This is a genomic window from Brevundimonas vesicularis, assembly GCF_027886425.1.
GTDB lineage: Bacteria > Pseudomonadota > Alphaproteobacteria > Caulobacterales > Caulobacteraceae > Brevundimonas > Brevundimonas vesicularis_C.
The window spans coordinates 1423096-1441730 of record NZ_CP115671.1 but is presented as its reverse complement, the minus strand read 5'-3'; the positions used below and the strand labels follow the sequence as shown (position 1 = coordinate 1441730).

Sequence of the window (18635 nt, the reverse complement as noted above, 5' to 3'; positions counted from 1 at the left end):
AAATGCGAAAGGGCGGCCCCTTCAGGAGCCGCCCCTCGGATTAGTCTGGGCTGAAGCGAAGGGCTAGGCGCTGCGCGCGATGCGTTCGACTTCCTTTTGTACCGCCGCCTGGACGATGCCGGGCAGGTTGTTGTCCAGCCAGTCCTTCAGCAGCGGGCGCAGCATCTCGGCGACCATGGCCTCGACGGTGTTGCCGCTGACGAAGGGCAGGTCGCCCGAGGCCGACGGAGCCGGCTCAGGCTTCTTGAAGCTGGCGGCCAGGCCCGCAAAGGCCGAGGCCGCGCTGGCGGCGGCGCTGTCGCCGACCAGGGTGTCATAGGCCGGCGCCGGCTCGGGAGCCGATTCGTAAGCCGGCGTGGGTTCCGGTTCGGGCTGATAGGGCGCGGGCGAATGCTCGACCACGTCCAGATCGCCGATGGTCTCGGCCGGCGCCTCATAGCGGTCGGTCAGTTCCAGCACGTCGTCTTCGACGGCGGCGGGCTCCGACACAGGCTCAACCGGAGCGGCGAAGACACTTTCGGCCGCGATAGGCTCGGGAACCGGCTCAGGCGTGGCTTCCGGCATGGCGGCAGCCGGCGTTTCGGCCGGGGCCTCGTCTTCAGAGATGATCCGGCGAATCGACGCCAGAATCTCTTCCATGGTCGGTTCCTGGGCGGACTGATCGGTCATGGCGCAACCTTGGGCGAGGCCTGGGTAGAAGGGGTGGGCGCCGAACGATGGATCGCTCGAAACCTGTGCCTTGTCGTCGCATCTTCGCCCGTCGGAATCAACGGGCGGTTTCCGTCCGTATTCGACGCGGTCAGTTCTGCGGCGCCGTGCGCACGACCTCGCCCTTGAGCTGAGCGTCGATCGGCGCGTCGGCGGTGTCCGGCGTGGTCACGATCGGCGGCGAGGCCACGCGGTCCAGCGTCTCGATCACGCCGTCCCACGGCAGGCCGCCGCGTCCCTTGACCTGGTCGTAGTTCGCAGCCGGATCATAGGCCTCGATCGTCGGGTTGAGCGCCGGGCCTTCCAACTGGCCCATGGCGGCCAGCAGCGAAGCGCGGGCGACGTATTCGGCGGCGCGGGCGCTGGCGACCGAAGTTTGGGCGTTCCGCAGCGCCAACTCCTGGTTCAGCACGTCCAGCGTGGTGCGCAGGCCGACCTGGGCTTCCTGGCGCACGCCTTCGGCCGCGACCGATGCGGCGCGAACCGCTTCTGTGCCGGCGGCGACCGTGGCGCGGGTCGAGAGCACCTGGGCATAGGCCGAGCTGACGTTCTGCAGCACGGTGCGGCGCTCGCCCTCGATGCCAATCTGGGCCGCGTTGGCGCGCTCCAAAGCCTGGGCGACGCGCGAGCGGTTCAGGCCGCCGGTGAACAGCGGCACGGACAGAGTGGCGCCGGCCGTGAAGCTGCGGCGATCGGCCAGTTCACCGAGGTCGCCCAGATCGTTGGTCGATCCGCCATAGGAGGCGGTAGCGCGCACCGACGGCAGATATTCCGAACGGGCGGCCGCAACGGCGGCCTCGGCGCTTTGCAGTTGATAGGTCGCGGCCAGGACAGCGGGATTGCGCTGCAACGCGGTCTCGATGGCGACGTCGAAGTCGCTGGGCACTTCCGGCAGGACCGGCGCGGCTTCCAGATCGGCCGGCGACTGGCCGACGACGGCGGCATAGGCGGCGCGCGACGTGGACAGCTGGGCCTGGGCGTTCGCCAGATCGGCTTCGGACTGCGCCTGCGAAGCTTCGGCCTGAGCCACGTCGGTGCGGGTGATCTCACCGACCTCGAAACGGGCGCTGGTTTCTTCCAGCTGGCGTTGCAGCACCGTCAGGTTCTCCTGACGGATACGCAGAATTTCCATGTCGCGGATGACGTTCACATAGGCCTGGATCACCGACAGCATGACCGACTGCTCGATCTCACGCAGGTTCTCACGGCCGGCCAGGACGCTGGCGCGGGCCTGATCAATGGCGCGCGAGGTGCGACCGGCGGTCCAGACATTCTGACTGACGCTCACGCCGACATTGGCGCCTTCGGTTTCGGACGATGAGGTCGTGACCTGGGTATCGGGTATGCCGTCTCCGTTCGTATCGACGAACTGGGTCACGGCGGGGAAGTCGCTGCGGGTGTAGTCCACGCCGGCCGAGGCGCCGATGGTCGGACGCAGGCCCGACCGCGCCTGGACCACCGTTTCGTCCAGCGCACGCTGGTTGGCGCGTTGGGCCAGCAGGTTAGGATTGGTCCGATAGGCCAGGGCGATGGCGTCCTGCAGCGTCTCGGCCCAGGCCGGCGCGCCCAGACCGGTCATCACGGCGACCACAGCGGCCGAAGCCAGCACACGCGAGCGTTTCAACATTGTCCGTCCTTGCGTGACGCTCCGAAGAACGCCCGAATGTTTTCTCAAGCGTAACTGCGGCCTGACCGAACCACACGCCAGTTAAGTTTTCTTCACGGTTGCGAACGGGATTTCCGTCGCAACCGCGCGTCTCTTTGGTCTTACAGCGCGAAAGTGGGGGCCGGCTTCAGCTCGGCAAGGACCGCAGGCGACGAATCGAACAGTTCGCGGCGCGACAGGCCTTCGCGCGTCTGAACATACAGGGCCGCCTTGCCGATGGCGCCGCGGCGTTCGACTACGACGATCCGGCCGCCGGGACGCAGAGACGCGCCCCACGATTCGGGCAGGCTCTCGACGCCGCCTTCGGAAATGATCAGGTCCCACCCTTCGCCGGCCGGCTGAGCCAACGGCGCGACGACGGTCGCCACGCCCGCTTCAGACAGGGCCTCGCCGACCACGACGAAAACGGCGTCGTCCGACTCCTGAGCCGTGACACTGACACCCATACGGGCCAGCACGGCGGCGGCATAGGGCGCGGCGATCGCCAGGGCCTTCTCGCCTTCGCGTGCATCGGCGGCTTGCAGCAGCTTGGCGACGTCGCGCGCCGGCATCAGGCGGCGCTCGCCCGCGATCACCACCGATTCTTCGGAATAGGCGGCGAAGGCGCGATCAGGCGCGCAGAACTTCTCACGCGGCACAGCCATCATGGCCAGGTGAATCGCGCGATCCGTCACGTCGTTCACTCGCACCTGCGAGTCGACCATGGCCTTGCGCTCTGCGGTGAAATCCATCTGTAGGCAGCCTTCAACGATAATCCGGGAGGAAAACTCGCGCGCTTATAGGTCCGTGCGTTGCAGCGGACAATCCGATCTGATAGCGAACGCCCCTCGCGATGACCGCCCCTGAGAAATCGGGGACAAAAAGCGGCCTGATGGCGGAGTGGTGACGCAGAGGACTGCAAATCCTTGCACCCGGGTTCGATTCCCGGTCAGGCCTCCATCGCGACGATACGGACGAAGGCCGCCCCTCGGGGCGGCCTTCGCGTTTTCAGCTTCCAGCAAGCGGCGTCGTCGTCAGGTGATGAAGCGCAACCGCACTGGTCGCCGCGACATTCAGCGAATCGAACCCGCCCGCCATAGCGATGCCGATCGGCCGGCAACGGTCGATCAAATCCTTGGGCAGCCCCGGCCCTTCCGACCCCAGCATCAGACCAACTGGTCCGGCGCGCCTGTAGTCCGAAAGCCGCTCGGTCGCCGAAGGCGTCAGCGCCAAGACCTCGACGCCGGCCTGCTGCAGGGCTTCGATAATGTCTGTCGCGCCGGCGACGACGAACGGCGTGCGCAGCACCGCGCCGACCGAAACGCGAATCGCCTTGCGGTAAAAGGGGTCGCAGCAAGTCGGATCAAGCAGCACAGCCTTGGCGCCGAACGCGGCGGCGTTCCTGAACAGGCCGCCGACATTGTCGTGGTTGCCAATGCCGCTGGCCACGACGAACACGTCTTGCGGCCCGATATCCGCCAGCACATCGTCCAGCGACCGCGGCTCGGGCTTTTGGCCCAAGGCCAGAATGCCCCGATGCAGTTCGAAACCCGCAATCCGGTCCAGCACGGCCTGGCCTGCGACATAGACGGGCGTCGCGTGCGGCAGAGACGTGATGACGTCGCCCAAGGCCGCAACGCGTTTTTCCGCCAGCAGCAGCGACAGAGGCCGACAGCGCGAAGCCGTCGACGCCAGTCCACGCACCACCACCTCCCCTTCCGCTATGAACAGCCCCTGACGCCCCGTCAGATCACGCTCGCGGATATCGCGATAGGCCGCAACACGCGGGTCGTCGGGGTCGTCGATAAATATCGTTTCGATTGGCTCGTTTTCCCATTGCAAGATCGGAACGGCCGCTGCTATACGCCCGCCTCCCGAGCAGATGTTCCGCAGTAGCTCAGTGGTAGAGCAGCCGACTGTTAATCGGCTGGTCGTAGGTTCGAATCCTACCTGCGGAGCCACTCGGGGTAAAGACTGAGGCCGGACAAGGCGTTAGGTCGAAAACTTTCCTCACTATCTGATCTTTTTCGTGCGGCAGTCGCGCTGTTGGGCGCCGGGGTCCGCGCTCTGGTGTCGCTTTGACGCACCCCGCTCCTGTCCGTAGATCAAAGCGAACCTTGGCCAACCTTGAGCGTTGGCAAAGCTATCCCTCACGATCCAGGAGAGACGCCCCGCCTCGATGTCCATCAGCTTCCTTCTCGTCGTCATCCTGGTCCTGCCGTTCCTTGGCGCCATCGTCGCGTCCGGCTTGCCGCGTCACGCACGCACCTCCGCCGCCATCCTGTCGTGGGTCGTGGCCTTGGTCAGCCTGGGGTGTCTGGCCGCGCTATGGCCAATGTTTCAGGACGGGGAGACGCTGCGCTACGAGATCCCGTGGCTGCCGTCGCTGGGCGTCAATCTGGTGCTGCGACTGGATGGGCTGTCGTGGCTGTTCAGCGCCCTGATCCTGGGGATCGGCGCCTTGGTGGTGCTGTATGCCCGCTACTACATGTCGCCGAAGGATCCGGTGCCGCGGTTCTTTTCCTTCCTGCTGGCCTTCATGGGCGCGATGCAAGGCGTGGTGCTGTCGGGCAATCTGATCCAGCTGGTCGTCTTCTGGGAGCTGACCAGCCTCTTCTCCTTCCTGTTGATTGGCTATTGGCACCAAAATCCCGCCGCGCGCGAAGGGTCCCGCATGGCGCTGACGGTGACGGCCATGGGCGGTATCGCCCTGCTGGTCGGGATGATCCTGATCGGGCGGATCGTCGGCAGCTACGACCTCGATGTCGTCTTGGCGTCGCGAGAGGCGATCCAGACCAGTCCCCTGTACCTGCCCGCGCTGATCCTTCTGCTGCTAGGCGCGATGACCAAGAGCGCACAGTTTCCGTTCCACTTCTGGCTGCCCCGCGCCATGGCCGCGCCGACGCCGGTCAGCGCCTATCTGCACTCCGCGACCATGGTGAAGGCAGGCATTTTCCTGCTGATCCGCTTCTGGCCCGTCCTGGCGGGGTCGGAGAGCTGGTATCTGATCGTCGGCGGCATGGGTCTGGCGACGCTGCTGCTCGGCGCCTGGTGCGCCATCTTCCAGCATGATCTCAAAGGCCTGCTGGCCTATTCGACGATCAGCCATCTGGGCCTGATCGTGCTGTTGCTGGGATTGGGCAGTCCGCTGGCCTGTATTGCGGCCATCTTCCACACGGTGAACCACGCCACCTTCAAGGCGTCGCTCTTCATGGCCGCCGGCATCATCGATCACGAGGCCGGCACGCGGGATATGCGCAAGCTCAGCGGTCTGTTCCGCTTCATGCCCTTCACGGCGACCCTGGCCATGGTGGCCGCAGCCGCGATGGCGGGCGTGCCGCTGCTGAACGGCTTTCTGTCCAAGGAAATGTTCCTGGCCGAGGCGGTGGCCAGCGCCCATACGCACGGCCTGAACATGCTGCTGCCCGCCCTGGCCACCTTGGCCAGCGCCTTCAGCGTTCTGTATTCACTGCGGTTTATCCATGCGACCTTCTTCGGCCCGCCTCCGACAGAGTTGGATCGCATCCCGCACGAGCCGCCCGCCTGGATGCGTCGCCCCGTCGAGGTGCTTGTCGCGCTGTGTCTGGTCGTCGGCATCTTCCCGGCTGTGACGGTGGGACCGTTCCTGAAGAGCGCCGCCGTTTCGGTGCTGGGCTTTGACCTGCCCTATTACAGCCTGGCCCTGTGGCACGGATTCAACCTGCCGCTGGTGCTGAGCCTTATCGCCCTCGCCGGCGGCGTGGCTCTCTATGTCGTCTTCGGCAAACGCATCAACGCCAACCCGCGCGGCGGACCGTGGGGCTGGAAGCGTCTGAACGGCGGCTGGTTGTTCGAGCGAACTATGACCGGCCTGTTCAAGGGGTCGGAGGCGATGGTTCGTCTGTTGGGGGCAACACGACAACAGCCACAGCTGAGGGCCATCGTCTTGGTCGCCCTGCTGGCAGGCGGGCTGGCGGCGATCGGCGCCGGATTGGTGATCCGCCCGATCATGCCGACATTGACACTGTCCAACTGGGCCTTCGCCGGTCTGTGGCTGCTCGGCGCCAGCTGTGCAGTCGCGGCGGCATGGCAGGCGAAGTATCACCGACTGGCCGCCGTGGTTCTGATGGGCGGCGCGGGTCTGGCCAGTTGCCTGTCCTTCGTCTGGCTGTCGGCGCCGGATCTGGCCGTGACCCAATTGCTGGTCGAGGTCGTGACCACAGTCCTGCTGCTGCTGGGTCTGCGCTGGCTGCCGAAGCGGCTCGAGACCATTCGCCTGCCACAGGCCATGGAGAAGCGGTCTCGCCGCCGGCGCCGTATCGATCTGATCATCGCCGCCGCCGTCGGCGCGTCCTTGGCGGCCATTTCCTACGCCGTCATGACGCGTCCATCGCTCGAGGGGATTTCGCGCTTCTTCGTCGAGCACGCCTATAAAGACGCGGGCGGGCGCAACATCGTCAACGTCATCCTGGTCGACTTCCGCGCCTTCGACACCTTCGGTGAGATCGCGGTTCTGGGCATTGTCGGCCTGACGATCTTCGCCCTGCTGCGCCGCTTCCGTCCCGCCGACGACACCCTGTCCAATCCCAGCCAGCAGAGCGTGCAGGACGCCTCAGACCGCGATCATGAGACGCGATCGGAGGGCGACACGCTGAAGGAGACCATGCTGATCCCCCGCGTGGTGATGCGCTGGATCTTCCCCTTCATCATCCTGCTCGCCGTCCACCTGTTCCTACGCGGGCACGACCTGCCGGGCGGCGGTTTCGCGGCGGGTGTGGCCCTGTCGATCGCCTTCATCCTGCAATATATGGCCTCGGGCGCCCGCTGGGTCGAAGAGCGGCTGGCGATCCGGCCCATCTTCTGGATCGGCGCCGGCCTGGTGATCGCCGCCCTCAGCGGGATTGGATCATGGCTGTTCGGCTATCCCTTCCTGACCTCCTGGTTCCAGTATGCCGACCTGCCGATCCTGGGCCGCGTGCCCTTGGCCAGCGCCGTGCTGTTCGACTTGGGCGTGGTCGTTCTGGTCGTGGGCGCCACGGTCCTGACCCTCGTCGCCCTGGCGCACCAGTCGCTGCGCAAGCCCAAGCAAAGAGACGCCGAAGAAGGAGAGCCGTCATGATGGAGCTGGTTCTCGCCCTCGCCATCGGCGTGCTGTCGGCCTCCGGTGTCTGGCTGCTGCTGCGCCCGCGCACCTTTCAGGTGATCATGGGGCTGTCGCTGCTGTCCTATGCGGTCAATATCTTCATCTTCGCCATGGGACGGCTGAGGTCGGGCGCGCCGCCGGTGCTGGCGGGCGAGGTCTCCGACCCGGCGCGCTACACCGACCCGACGCCGCAGGCGCTGGTCCTGACCGCGATCGTCATCAGCTTCGCCCTGACCGCGCTGTTCCTGGTTGTCATTCTGGCCGCGCGCGGCATCACCGGCAGCGACCATGTCGATGGCAAGGAGCCGGACGCATGATCGACTGGAACGCCCATCTGATCATCGGCCCCATCGTCCTGCCGATGATCATCGCCTCAGCCATGCTGCTGCTGGACGAGCGTCGCCGAACGCTGAAGGCGGCGCTCAGCTTGAGCGCTATGGCCGCCATTCTGATCATGGCCTTGGTTCTGCTGCACGAAAGCGCAAACGGCGCCGTGGGCGGCGGCGATACTGCGCGGGTCTATCGCCTGGGATCGTGGGCTGCGCCCTACGGCATCGTCCTGGTGGCCGACCGGCTGTCGACGATGATGGTCGCGCTGACCAGCGTTTTGGGCGGATGCGCCCTGATCTTCGCCTTGGCGCGATGGGACCGGGCGGGGCCGCGCTTCCACGCCCTGTTCCTGCTTCTCATCATGGGGGTGAACGGCGCCCTGCTGACCGGCGACCTGTTCAACCTGTTCGTCTTTTTCGAGATCATGCTGGCCGCCTCGTACGGACTGGCCCTGCATGGGTCGGGCGAGGCGCGTGTGCGAGCGGGCGTGATCTATATCGCCGTCAATCTGACCGCGTCCTTGCTGTTCCTGATCGGCGTCAGCCTGATCTACGGGGTGACCGGCACGCTGAACATGGCGGATGTTGCGACGCGGGTTGCGACCGTCTCAGCGGATGACCTGGGACTGTTTCATATCGGAGCGGCGGTGCTGGGCACGGCCTTTCTGATCAAGTGCGCCATGTGGCCCTTGGGGTTCTGGCTGACCCCGACCTATTCGGCAGCCAGCGCGCCGGCGGCGGCGGTCTTCGCCATCCTGTCCAAGGTCGGGGTCTATGTGGTCATCCGCCTTAGTCTGCTGCTGTTCGGCGCCGACGCGGGCGCCTCGGCCGGATTTGGCCTGACTTGGCTGTTCGTCGGCGGACTGGCGACCATAGCGTTCGGCACGTTCGGCCTGATCGCCTCTCGCGATCTGTCGCGCGCCGCCGGGTTCGGCGTGATGATTTCCTCCGGCACCGTTCTGGCCAGCCTGGGCGTCGGCGATGCGGCGACCCTCAGCGGCGCGCTCTTTTACCTGATCGGCTCCACCCTGGCCTGCGCAGCCCTGTTTCTGCTGGCCGAGATCCTCCAGCGAGGGCGAGAATCCGATGTCGGAGAGGCGCGCGCTGTTTTCGATGACGAATATCGTGATCCGTTCGACGACGAAGAGCGCAACGAGCCGGGCCTGGTCATTCCGGCGGCCGTCGCGGCCCTGGGCGGGGCCTTTCTGATCTGCACCCTGATGGTTGCCGGCCTGCCGCCTTTGGCCGGCTTCGTCGGGAAACTTTCTATGATCAGCGCCTTGGTCGGCGTTGGCGATGCGGCGGCCTGGACGCTGGTCGCCGTGCTTTCCGTGTCCAGCCTCGGCGCCTTGATCGGCCTGACCCGCCTAGGGGTCGGCGCGATCTGGACGCGCGACGAAGATGCGCCGGCTTTCGTGGTGGGTGCGGCCGAGCTGACGGCGGTCGCAACCCTGCTCGGCACCTGCGTGTTCCTGGCCATCTTCGCTGGCTCCGCGTTGATCTACACCGACCACACGGCGGCGTGGCTGGCTGACCCGCAAGGCTATATCCAAGCGGTCTTGGGCAGGGGGGGTCGATGAGACGCGTCCTCCCCTACCCCATCCTGTCACTCGGCCTGTTCGTCGCCTCAATCCTGCTCAGCGCCTCGGTCGCGCCGCCTTCCCTGGCGCTCGCGGTGCTGCTGGCCCTGCTGGCGCCGATCATCATGTTGGCGCTGGGCGTGGATCGCGTGCGGGTGAAGGCGCCGATGGCCATAATGCGCCTCGCCATCGACGTCATCGGCGACATCGTGCGCTCCAACTGGGCGGTGTCGCACATCATTCTGGGGCGGCGACGACATGAGCGCACATCCGGCTTCATCCACATCCCGTTGGACCTGCGCGACCGATATGGCCTGGCGGTCCTGGCCATCATTATCACCTCGACGCCTGGCACCTTGTGGGTCGAGTATGAGTCCGCCACCGGCCGTCTGCTGCTGCACGTGCTGGATCTCGTGGATGAAGAGACCTGGGTGCGGCTGATCAAGGATCGCTACGAGCGCCGGCTGATGGAGATTTTCGAATGACGGCGGCGGTGCTGACCTGGGGTCTGGGTCTGGCCCAGCTGATGCTGACCTGCGCCATGGGCTTGGCGGCATGGCGGATCATTCACGGTCCGCGCGCCCAGGATCGCGTCCTGGGCATGGACACGCTTTATCTGAACAGCATGCTGCTGGTGGTGGTGTTCGGCATCCGCACCAACAGCCAGCTCTATTTCGAGGCCGCCTTGGTGATCGGCATGCTGGGCTTCGCCGCCACCGTGGCCCTGGCCAAGTTCCTGATGCGCGGCGAGGTGATTGAATGACCCAAGCTGACGTTCCCGCATGGGCCGCTATCATTGTCGTGGCCCTGGCCGTAATCGGCTCGGCCCTCTCGCTACTGGGCGTGGTTGGGCTGGTTCGGCTGAAGACCTTCTATGAGCGCGTCCATGCCCCGACGCTTGGCGCCACGCTGGGCATGGCCCTGGTCCTGCTGGCGTCGATCGTCTGGTTCACGACCGTCGAGCGGCGTTTCATGCCGCGCGAAATCCTGATCGGCCTGTTCCTGACGGTCACGACGCCGGTCACCCTTATCCTGCTCGCCCGCGCCGCCCTGTTCCGCGATCGCACCGAGGGCGCCGAAGACACGCCGAGAAAGGGCTGATTGGCCGGCGAAAAAAGAAGCCCGGCGGGGGCGCCGGGCTGCAAGCAGGTTCGGTGATGGTGTCCCTGAGGACGGCCCATTCCTTAACCGAAATGGTTTCCAGATCGTTAAGCGCCTTCAGTCCGGCAACCATGTCGTCTGACGTCCCGCTGGATCGACGGGCCATGTGATCCGCCAGCCCGCCCCCGCCCGCTCGACGACGAAGCCGCCAGCCGCACCCATGCCCGGATAGTCGAAGCTGTTTCCATTCACCGTGATCGTCGCCGGACCGGACTGTCCGATGACGGCTCGCCAGCGGCCGCGTCCGATCGCCGTCGGCACCATATCTGCGCCGTTGATATTGACCGAGGGAGCCGCCCCATTCGTCCGGCCTGAAGCCATCAGAGTCGCACCGTCCGAATCCACCGCATCCAGCCCCTCGCTGCCATCGAGCCGAACCGTCGGCTGGCCTGCTGCAATCAGGGCGACGGGACCGGCCCCGCCCTGGATCACCACCAGGGTCTCCGGCGAGACGGCGGCGTCCTCGCCCACCTGCACCTCAGGCGTGAAGCGCACATCGCCGCTCAAAGGCGGCAGTCGCAGTTCGAACCGCCCCGCGCCGTCCGCCGTCGTCGCCACGGCCGCAGTATCCGGCGCACGCAGCACGACGCGCGCATTGGGCCCCGCCCCGCCGCGCAGCACCAGAACGCCGCCGTCGCGCATCACGCCATCAATCTGGGGCGGGCGAACCCAGGGCGAGGCCTCGTCGGCGCCCGTCGGCCCCGCCACGCCGCCCTGCTGATCGGAACAGGCTGCGGCAGCCAGGACCGCGACACACGCGACCATCATCCGACGTTTCATCCTGCGCCTCTACGATATAGGACTGGCGACCCAGCGGCTCGAGCCTGTGTTAGCTTGAGCGCCGTCGGTTTGGCCATGGCCAGGCCGCCTATTCGTTTTCTTCGAGGCTCCATGTCCCTGCCCCCCGTTTCGTTCCTGCCGTTCGACGGCTCTTCCGTCTGCCTGTTCTGCGGCGCCTCCGAGACCGCCGATCCCACCTATACCGAGGCGGCCTACGCGTTTGGCAAGGTCGCGGCCGAGGCGGGCTGGCGGCTGGTCTATGGTGGCGGCGGCGTGGGCCTGATGGGGGCCTCAGCGCGTGGCGCGCATGAGGCGGGCGGCCGGGTCGTCGGCATCATGCCGGCTTTCCTGCGCAGCCGCGAACGCCTGTTCGACGACGTCGAGACTGTCGTCGTCACTTCGATGCATGAGCGCAAACAACTGATGTACGACCAGTCCGACGCCTTCGTGGTCGCGCCCGGCGGCATCGGCACCCTGGAAGAGGTCGTGGAGCTGCTGTCCTGGAAGCGGCTGGACCTGCACCACAAGCCGGTCGTCTTCCTGAACCTGAACGGCTTCTGGAATGGCTTCTTCGACCTGATGAAGCATAGCGTCGCAGAAGGAATGACGCCGCCGTCGTTCCTGGACGCCTGGACCGTCGCCGAAACCGTCGAAGAGGCGATGGCGCAGGTTCAGGCCGGCGGCGATGCGCCGCAATTGAAACATGATCATCGATAAGTGATCATCGCTCACAATCCGCTGCGCGCGTCTTGACAGTTTTTATGGAAAACTGACATGGGAGCGGAGCGGCATGACGCCGTTCTTCATTTCGGAGAGTTTTCGATGCGCGCTTTGCTGATCGCCGCCGCCCTGTTCGCCGCCGCCCCTGCGGTCGCCCAAGCCCCCGCCGCCACCAGCCTGACGCTGGCCGACGCCGCCAAGGCGCCCGCACGCGCCACCATCATCGACGGCGCTCGTTGGTCCTGCGAAGGCGCGACCTGCACCGCCGCAGGCGGCACGGAACAGCCCGCGACGCGCGCCTGCCGTCGCGTGGTTCAGAAGTTCGGTCCCGTGACCGCCTTCTCGTACAAGGGCGTCGCCCTGAGCGCAGACGAACTGGCCGTGTGCAACGCTTGATTTGATTGAGGCGGCTTAGGCCGCCTCGCCTCTCAGACGCCGCTGGATGGTTTCGCGACCGATCAGCGGCGCCATGGCCGCCATGTCCGGCCCGTGCTGCTGCCCCGTCAGCGCCAGACGCAGCGGCATGAACAGCGCCTTGCCCTTGGCGCCCGTCTCGGCCTTGACGGCCGAGGTCCACGCCGACCAGGCGTTCTCGTCGATCACTTCCGGCAGCAGACGCAGCGCCGTTTCGATGAAGGTCGTATCTTCGATGACGGGTTGGATCGGACCACGGACGATCTGCGCCATGTCCGCGACGTCGGCGAACTTCATCAGATTGCCCCGCACCGTATTCCAGAAGGCTTCCCCCAGATCGGCGCCGAGAGCCTGAAGACGCGGCTGCGCCGTCGCATAGTCCATGACGTGCAGCGCTTGGGCGTTTAGTCGGTCCAGATCGGCCGTATCGTAACGCGCCGGCGAACGGCCCATCTTGGAAAAGGCGAAGCTCTGTCCCAGAGCGTCCACCGAGGCGCCGACTTCCAGCGGATCAGAGGTCCCGATCCGGCCGAGGTGGCTGGTGATCGCGATCGGCTCATAGCCTTGTTCGCGCATGTCACTGATCGACAGCGATCCCAGACGCTTGGACAAGGCGGCGCCGTCGGCGCCGACCAGCAACGGCATGTGGGCGAACCCCGGAACCGTCGCGCCCAGCGCTTCGAAGATTTCGATCTGCGCCCCGGTGTTGGTGACGTGATCCTCGCCCCGGATGATGTGCGTGATGGCCATATCGATGTCATCGACCACCGACGGCAGGGTATAGAGGAACAGACCGTCCTCGCGAATCAGCACCGGGTCCGACATCGAGGCGGTGTCCACCTCCGCATGACCGCGCGCCAGGTCTTCCCAGGCGACGCGCTTGCCGTCCAGTTTGAAGCGCCAATGGGGGCGGCGCCCTTCGGCTTCGTAAGCGGCCTTCTGCTCTTCGGTCAGTTCCAGCGCCGCGCGGTCATAGATCGGCGGCAGGCCGCGCGACAGTTGCACCTTGCGCCGACGGTCCAACTCGTCAGCGGTCTCATAGGCGGGATAAAGCCGCCCCGACGCCTTCAGCCTGGCGGCCGCTTCTTCGTAGCGATCGAAGCGCTTGGACTGATTGTAGCGCTCGTCCCACGGCATTCCCAGCCAAGTCAGGTCGTCTTCGATTCCCTGTTCGAACTCGGGCGTGGAGCGCGCCAGGTCGGTGTCGTCGATGCGCAGCACAAATGACCCGCCCCGCCCCTTGGCGAACATCCAGTTCACCAAGGCGGTGCGGACATTGCCGACGTGCAGCTTACCCGTGGGCGACGGGGCGAAACGAACCTTGACGGACATGGGTAGACGACCTCGAAAGCGAGGCGGCTAGGTCGCCCCGCAACCCGGCGAAGTCAAGGCGCGGAAGGCTTAAACCTCAGTCGTCGCGGTGAACGCGTTCGCGGCGTTCGTGGCGTTCCTGGGCTTCGACCGACAGGGTCGCCGTCGGACGGGCTTCCAGACGACCCAGGCTGATGGGTTCGCCCGTGTCCTCGCAGTAGCCGTAGGAGCCGTCCTCGATCCGGCGCAGCGCGTCGTCGATCTTGGAGATCAACTTGCGTTGGCGGTCGCGGGTGCGCAACTCCAGCGCGCGATCAGATTCCGAAGACGCCCGGTCCACCAGATCGGGGTGGTTTTCGGTCTCGGCCTTCAGATTGACGACCGTACCCTTGGACTCGCGAAGGATTTCATCCTTCCAGGCCAGCAGCTTCTTCTTGAAATAAGCTTGCTGCCGTTCGTTCATGAACGGCTCGCTGTCAGACGGCCGATACTGGCCGGTTTCGTCGGACACAACGGACGCCAAGGCGCTCATCGATCTCACGCTCTCTAACACGCCCCCCTGTGGCGTAGATGGCCGTATAATCAGCCCGTCGAGTCGCGGCAACGCGGTTCTCGATTCCGTGATGGAAATAGGGCGACTCACCGCCTGACAGTGGCAAAAGTCACTCACTGCCGAAGCTTAGCCGCCTGATGTCAGACGATTATTTCGTATCAGGGGCGGTTGCGGCGCATTTCGGCCTTCGCCAGCTCGACTGAAGCGCGCAGGTCGATCTGATCCAGCAGGGCGCCCAGGTCCTTGTCGTCATCGTCGGCGCGCTCCTCGCGCAGGCTTCGCGCCAGGCGATCCAGCGCCCCCTCGTCGGCGTCGCCGTTCAGCAGGGCCAGCTTGATTTCGTCAAGGCGATCCAGAAGACCGCTGCCGCGCCGGATCGCGCGACGTCGCTTTTCCAGAGGTCCCTCGACACCTTGAAGGGCCATCAAAGCCGAGACGTCAGAGACCCCGCCGGTTGCTGCGCTGGCGGTCGTTGCAGCGGGCGCGGACGGAGATGCGGCCTGCCCCAGCGAGAAACCGCTGGCGGATCGCGTCGGACGTGTGCTGGCAGGCGTGCTGACGCCGTTGGGGCCGACAACCTTCATGTGCAGGTGCTCCGCGTCATGAAATCATGGATGACGGGCGGCGATGACTGTTTGGTTAACGCCCCGGCAAATCCTGCCGCTTCTATGTCCGTCAAAAGCCGACCGGCATTGAATTCACGTCGTTAATTCTCCGGCACGATCCTCGCACGGATGACGGCGTAACGTTGCGTGGACGCCTGACCGATGCAAAATCTGCCTGCCCGCCTGATCGCCTCAGTCGCCGCGACGCTCGTCGTCGCCGGCGGCGCGACCTCGGCGCTGGCCCAGTCGCAATCGCGCATCAAGGACATTGCCGCCGTCGAGGGCGTGCGCGGCAACCAGTTGGTCGGCTACGGCATGGTCATGGGGCTGAACGGCACGGGCGATTCCTTACGCAACTGTCCCTTCACCCGCCAGTCGTTGGAAGGCATGACCGAGCGGCTGGGCGTCAACATTCGCGGGGCCAACGCCAACACCAAGAATATGGCCGCCGTCATGGTCACGGCCGACCTGCCCGCATTCGCCACGCCCGGCTCGCGCATCGACGTGTCGGTCGCCTCCATGTGCGACGCCAAGAGCCTGCTGGGCGGTTCGCTGGTTGTCACCAGCCTGCAAGGCGCGGACGGTCAGGTCTATGCGGTGGCGCAAGGCTCGGTCCAGACCGGCGCCGTCTCGGCGTCTGGCGGTTCGGGGTCGTCGGTGACGCGCGGCGTGCCGACTGCGGGCCGCATCGCTTCGGGCGCCTTGGTCGAGCGCGAGACCGGCTTCCAGATGGCCAATATGAACGAGGTGCGCCTGAACCTGCGCAACCCCGACTTCACCACTGCCCAGCGCGTCGCCGCCGTCGTCAACGCCGCCTATCCAGGATCGGCTTTGGCCGAGAACGGCACGGTCGTCGCCCTGCGCGCGCCTGGTGAACTGGGCATGGCGGGCTTCATCAGCCGGATCGAAAACCTGGCCGTCAGCGTCGACACCCCCGCCAAGGTCATCATCGACGAGGTCAACGGCGTCATCGTCATGGGCGACGCCGTGCGCATCTCTCGCGTCGCCATCGCCCAGGGCAATCTGACCATATCGGTGGACGAACAGCCGCAGGTCAGTCAGCCGGCGCCCTTCAGCCGGGGCCAGACCGCCGTCGTGCCCTCGACCCAGGTGAACGTCGAAGAGGATCTGGGCACCCAGATGCGGCTGGTCGGCGGCGGCGCCAACCTGTCCACCCTGGTCAACGGCCTGAACGCCCTCGGCGTCAGCCCGCGTGACATGATCAGCATTCTGCAGGCCATCAAGGCCGCCGGCGCCCTGCAGGCCGACATCGAAGTGATGTGAGCATGACCGACCTGAGCGTCTCCGCCGATCTGCTGCGCCCCGCCGCGGCTGCGCCGACCGCCGTGAACCGTGACAAGATCGCGGAAACCGCCAAAGCCTTCGAGGCCACCTTCATTTCCCAGATGCTGAAGCCGATGTTCGAAGGCCTGTCGACCGACGGCCTGTTCGGCGGCGGTCAGGGCGAGGCGACATGGCGCAGCTTCATGCTGGACGAAATGGCCAAGAGCACGGTGAAGGCCGGTGGCATCGGCCTGAGCAACACCGTCATGGCCGAAATGCTGAAGATGCAGGAGGGCCGGCAATGAGCGACACTGAACTGGCCCAGGCGCGCGTTCGCCAGCTGACGACCCTGACCTTGCGCCTGACCGAGCGGCTGAAGGCCGAAACAGCCGCTTTCGCCGATGGCCGTCCACAGGATGTGGCGGCCGGTCTGTCGGAAACGCAGGAGATGGCCAATCTCTACCGGCGCGATTCCGCCCATGTGAAGGCCAATCCGGCGCTACTAAGCGGCGCTCCACTCGAAGACCGCAGCACACTGGTCGACGCCACGCGTGAGTTCGACGCCGTCCTGACTCGTCACAGCCGCGCCGTCGACGCCGCGCGTCAAATTTCCGAGGGCCTAGTCCGCGCCATCGCGGCGGAGGTCACCGCTGCTCGCACACCCGCCTCCGCCTATGCCGCCGACGGCCGCGCCTCGCTAGGCGACGGACGCGCTGTCGCCCTGAATCGAATGGCCTGAAACACATGGCCTGAAGGGACGGCCCTTCGCCGTTCGCCGATCACGGTTCGCGTCCTAAGGGTCATTGCCTATTTTTTAAGCGACTGTGTGCCAGCATGGCCTCATGACGCTGACCACTCGCCTCCTAGGCCTGGCCTTCGCTTCCGCCGACACCCTGGTGGAGGTGGATCCGAAAGGCGTGGTCGCCTTTGCGATCGGCGCGGGCGCCGTGGCCGGCGAAGACGCAGGCGCGACCTGGACGGGCCGTCCCCTGCTCGATCTGCTGCACGACGGCGCCTCTACCCTGACCGCCCTGCAAGGCATGAAGGCCGGCGTGCGTATTCCCGCGACATCGATCCTGGTGGCGGCCGGACCTGACCGCGTGCGCCGCGCCTCGTTCCGCGCCTTCGTCCTGCCGCAGATGGCGCCAGCCGTCTCCTGCGCCATCTCCTACGAAGGCCCGGCCTTTGCGCTGGAGGATCTGGACACACGGCCGCTTCTGGAACCGGAGGATTTCCTGGCCGACGCCGGGCGCGTGCTGGAGTCCAATCCCGACCTGGCCCTGTCCTTCCTCGACATCACGGGGTTGGAGAATGTCACCGGCGAAGCCGCCGATCGTCTGAACCGCCGCATCGAGGCCACGCTTCAGTCCGCCGCCGTCGAGGGATCGAGCGCGTCACAGGTCACCGGCGTCCGCTATGCCCTTCTCCGCCCCGCCAACGACCGTCGCGACATCGCCGCCGAGATCGTGGAAGCCGGTCGCGCCGAAGGCCTGTCGCTGGGTGCGGAGGCGTTCAGCTCGCCCGTGCCGCCGGGATCGGATTCCCTGTGCGTGCTGCGCGCCATGCGGTTCGCCATCGAAGGCTGCCTGAAGGGCGACGGCCTCGCCAATCCGCAGATCGCCTTCGCAGACTCCCTGAAGCGCACCTTCCGCGACGCCGAGACCTTCCGCAGTCTGGTCAAATCACGCGAGTTCCAGGTTCACTATCAGCCCATCGTCCATCTGGATTCCCGAGCCGTCCATCACTTTGAGGCCCTGACCCGATTCAGCGGCAACGGCGGTCCCGCCGAAGCCATTCGCATGGCCGAAGAGCTGGACATGATCGAGTCATTCGATCTCGCGGTGGCGGAAAAGGTGCTGAAGCGGATGCGCCAGCCCGGCGCCGGCCTGCTGAAGATGGCGATCAATGTCTCTGGCGCCTCGCTGGGCGACGACACCTATGTCGAGCAGTTGCTGCGCATGACCGCTGGCGCGCCCGAAGAACGTCGTCGCCTGATGGTCGAGGTGACCGAAACCTCAGCCGTCGCAGACATCGAAGCCGCCGACCGTCGCCTGGCCGGGCTGCGCGAAGCCGGCATCAAGGTCTGCATCGACGATTTCGGCGCGGGAGCCGCCGCCTTCGACTATCTGCGCAAACTGTCGGTGGACTCGGTCAAGATCGACGGGGCCATCGTTCGCGATATCCAGACCGACCAACGCTCCAAGGCTATGCTGCACAGCATCGTCGAAATGTGCCGTTCGATGAGGCTGGAAACCATCGCCGAGATGATCGAAACCGACGGCGTCGCCGCAGAACTCAAGGCGGCGGGCGTCGAATACGGCCAAGGCTGGCTGTTCGGCCGCGCCGAAGCCGAGCCGCGCACCCAACTGTCCAGCCCGTCGATGGTCCGTCGCAAGGGCGCCGTCGAGGCCTGGGGCTGACCG

20 protein-coding genes and 2 tRNA genes are annotated in these 18635 nt (G+C 66.0%); 14 read left to right on the top strand and 8 right to left on the bottom strand.

The window, feature by feature from the left end; genetic code table 11:
* Positions 1 to 63: 63 nt before the first annotated feature.
* From PFY01_RS07210 to PFY01_RS07200, 3 genes are all read right to left on the bottom strand, one after another.
* The gene (locus PFY01_RS07210) at positions 64 to 669 is read right to left on the bottom strand and encodes a DUF2497 domain-containing protein (RefSeq protein ID WP_271042954.1); all 606 of its coding nucleotides are present in this window, start codon (positions 667 to 669) and stop codon (positions 64 to 66) included.
* 130 nt (positions 670 to 799) lie between these two features.
* Positions 800 to 2335 carry a TolC family outer membrane protein gene (locus PFY01_RS07205; RefSeq protein ID WP_271042953.1) on the bottom strand — a complete coding sequence of 512 codons (1536 nt, stop codon included), beginning with the start codon at positions 2333 to 2335 and terminating at the stop codon, positions 800 to 802.
* A 140-nt stretch (positions 2336 to 2475) separates the two neighbouring features.
* On the bottom strand, positions 2476 to 3105 hold the full coding sequence (locus tag PFY01_RS07200; protein WP_271042952.1) for a protein-L-isoaspartate O-methyltransferase family protein: 630 nt from the start codon (positions 3103 to 3105) through the stop codon (positions 2476 to 2478).
* 134 nt (positions 3106 to 3239) lie between these two features.
* Between PFY01_RS07200 and PFY01_RS07195 the strand changes: the two genes are divergently transcribed.
* A tRNA-Cys gene (locus tag PFY01_RS07195) sits at positions 3240 to 3313 on the top strand.
* Between the two features lie 48 nt (positions 3314 to 3361).
* Here the strand turns inward: PFY01_RS07195 and PFY01_RS07190 are convergent.
* Positions 3362 to 4195, bottom strand: a complete 834-nt coding sequence (locus tag PFY01_RS07190) for a TrmH family RNA methyltransferase (protein WP_271042951.1) — start codon at positions 4193 to 4195, stop codon at positions 3362 to 3364.
* Positions 4196 to 4239: 44 nt separating this feature from the next.
* Between PFY01_RS07190 and PFY01_RS07185 the strand changes: the two genes are divergently transcribed.
* From PFY01_RS07185 to mnhG, 7 genes are all read left to right on the top strand, one after another.
* A tRNA-Asn gene (locus PFY01_RS07185) sits at positions 4240 to 4314 on the top strand.
* A 218-nt stretch (positions 4315 to 4532) separates the two neighbouring features.
* A complete protein-coding gene (locus tag PFY01_RS07180) occupies positions 4533 to 7451 on the top strand; it encodes a monovalent cation/H+ antiporter subunit A (RefSeq protein WP_271042950.1) in 2919 nt (972 codons plus the stop codon).
* Positions 7451 to 7792, top strand: a complete 342-nt coding sequence (locus tag PFY01_RS07175; protein WP_055804418.1) for a Na+/H+ antiporter subunit C — start codon at positions 7451 to 7453, stop codon at positions 7790 to 7792. The genes PFY01_RS07180 and PFY01_RS07175 overlap by 1 nt, the downstream gene beginning before the upstream one ends.
* On the top strand, positions 7789 to 9384 hold the full coding sequence (locus PFY01_RS07170; protein WP_271042949.1) for a monovalent cation/H+ antiporter subunit D: 1596 nt from the start codon (positions 7789 to 7791) through the stop codon (positions 9382 to 9384). The genes PFY01_RS07175 and PFY01_RS07170 overlap by 4 nt, the downstream gene beginning before the upstream one ends.
* Positions 9381 to 9869: a Na+/H+ antiporter subunit E gene (locus PFY01_RS07165; protein ID WP_271042948.1), complete on the top strand. Its 489-nt coding sequence runs from the start codon at positions 9381 to 9383 to the stop codon at positions 9867 to 9869. The genes PFY01_RS07170 and PFY01_RS07165 overlap by 4 nt, the downstream gene beginning before the upstream one ends.
* Complete coding sequence (locus PFY01_RS07160; protein WP_271042947.1) at positions 9866 to 10147, top strand: K+/H+ antiporter subunit F; 282 nt, start codon at positions 9866 to 9868, stop codon at positions 10145 to 10147. The genes PFY01_RS07165 and PFY01_RS07160 overlap by 4 nt, the downstream gene beginning before the upstream one ends.
* The gene (mnhG, locus tag PFY01_RS07155; protein ID WP_271042946.1) at positions 10144 to 10485 is read left to right on the top strand and encodes a monovalent cation/H(+) antiporter subunit G; all 342 of its coding nucleotides are present in this window, start codon (positions 10144 to 10146) and stop codon (positions 10483 to 10485) included. The genes PFY01_RS07160 and mnhG overlap by 4 nt, the downstream gene beginning before the upstream one ends.
* A gap of 117 nt (positions 10486 to 10602) precedes the next feature.
* On the opposite strand, the gene PFY01_RS07150 is transcribed toward mnhG, so the two are convergent.
* On the bottom strand, positions 10603 to 11325 hold the full coding sequence (locus PFY01_RS07150) for a hypothetical protein (protein WP_271042945.1): 723 nt from the start codon (positions 11323 to 11325) through the stop codon (positions 10603 to 10605).
* A 111-nt stretch (positions 11326 to 11436) separates the two neighbouring features.
* Here PFY01_RS07150 and PFY01_RS07145 point away from each other — a divergent pair, with 111 nt between their 5' ends.
* Together PFY01_RS07145 and PFY01_RS07140 are read left to right on the top strand one after the other, a co-directional pair.
* The gene (locus PFY01_RS07145; RefSeq protein ID WP_066623070.1) at positions 11437 to 12042 is read left to right on the top strand and encodes a TIGR00730 family Rossman fold protein; all 606 of its coding nucleotides are present in this window, start codon (positions 11437 to 11439) and stop codon (positions 12040 to 12042) included.
* A 105-nt stretch (positions 12043 to 12147) separates the two neighbouring features.
* Positions 12148 to 12441, top strand: a complete 294-nt coding sequence (locus tag PFY01_RS07140; protein WP_017504618.1) for a CC_3452 family protein — start codon at positions 12148 to 12150, stop codon at positions 12439 to 12441.
* A 15-nt stretch (positions 12442 to 12456) separates the two neighbouring features.
* On the opposite strand, the gene gltX is transcribed toward PFY01_RS07140, so the two are convergent.
* From gltX to PFY01_RS07125, 3 genes are all read right to left on the bottom strand, one after another.
* A complete protein-coding gene (gltX, locus tag PFY01_RS07135) occupies positions 12457 to 13791 on the bottom strand; it encodes a glutamate--tRNA ligase (protein WP_271042944.1) in 1335 nt (444 codons plus the stop codon).
* Positions 13792 to 13867: 76 nt separating this feature from the next.
* Positions 13868 to 14302, bottom strand: a complete 435-nt coding sequence (gene dksA, locus PFY01_RS07130; protein ID WP_271042943.1) for an RNA polymerase-binding protein DksA — start codon at positions 14300 to 14302, stop codon at positions 13868 to 13870.
* 179 nt (positions 14303 to 14481) lie between these two features.
* A complete protein-coding gene (locus PFY01_RS07125) occupies positions 14482 to 14907 on the bottom strand; it encodes a flagellar assembly protein FliX (protein ID WP_271042942.1) in 426 nt (141 codons plus the stop codon).
* A 192-nt stretch (positions 14908 to 15099) separates the two neighbouring features.
* Here PFY01_RS07125 and PFY01_RS07120 point away from each other — a divergent pair, with 192 nt between their 5' ends.
* From PFY01_RS07120 to PFY01_RS07105, 4 genes are all read left to right on the top strand, one after another.
* Positions 15100 to 16212: a flagellar basal body P-ring protein FlgI gene (locus PFY01_RS07120; protein WP_420197065.1), complete on the top strand. Its 1113-nt coding sequence runs from the start codon at positions 15100 to 15102 to the stop codon at positions 16210 to 16212.
* Between the two features lie 2 nt (positions 16213 to 16214).
* Complete coding sequence (locus PFY01_RS07115; protein ID WP_271042940.1) at positions 16215 to 16517, top strand: rod-binding protein; 303 nt, start codon at positions 16215 to 16217, stop codon at positions 16515 to 16517.
* Positions 16514 to 16951 (top strand): flagellar basal-body protein FlbY, encoded by a 438-nt coding sequence (locus PFY01_RS07110; RefSeq protein ID WP_271042939.1) that lies wholly within the window; start codon positions 16514 to 16516, stop codon positions 16949 to 16951. The genes PFY01_RS07115 and PFY01_RS07110 overlap by 4 nt, the downstream gene beginning before the upstream one ends.
* A gap of 103 nt (positions 16952 to 17054) precedes the next feature.
* Positions 17055 to 18632: an EAL domain-containing protein gene (locus PFY01_RS07105; protein WP_271042938.1), complete on the top strand. Its 1578-nt coding sequence runs from the start codon at positions 17055 to 17057 to the stop codon at positions 18630 to 18632.
* Positions 18633 to 18635: the final 3 nt, after the last annotated feature.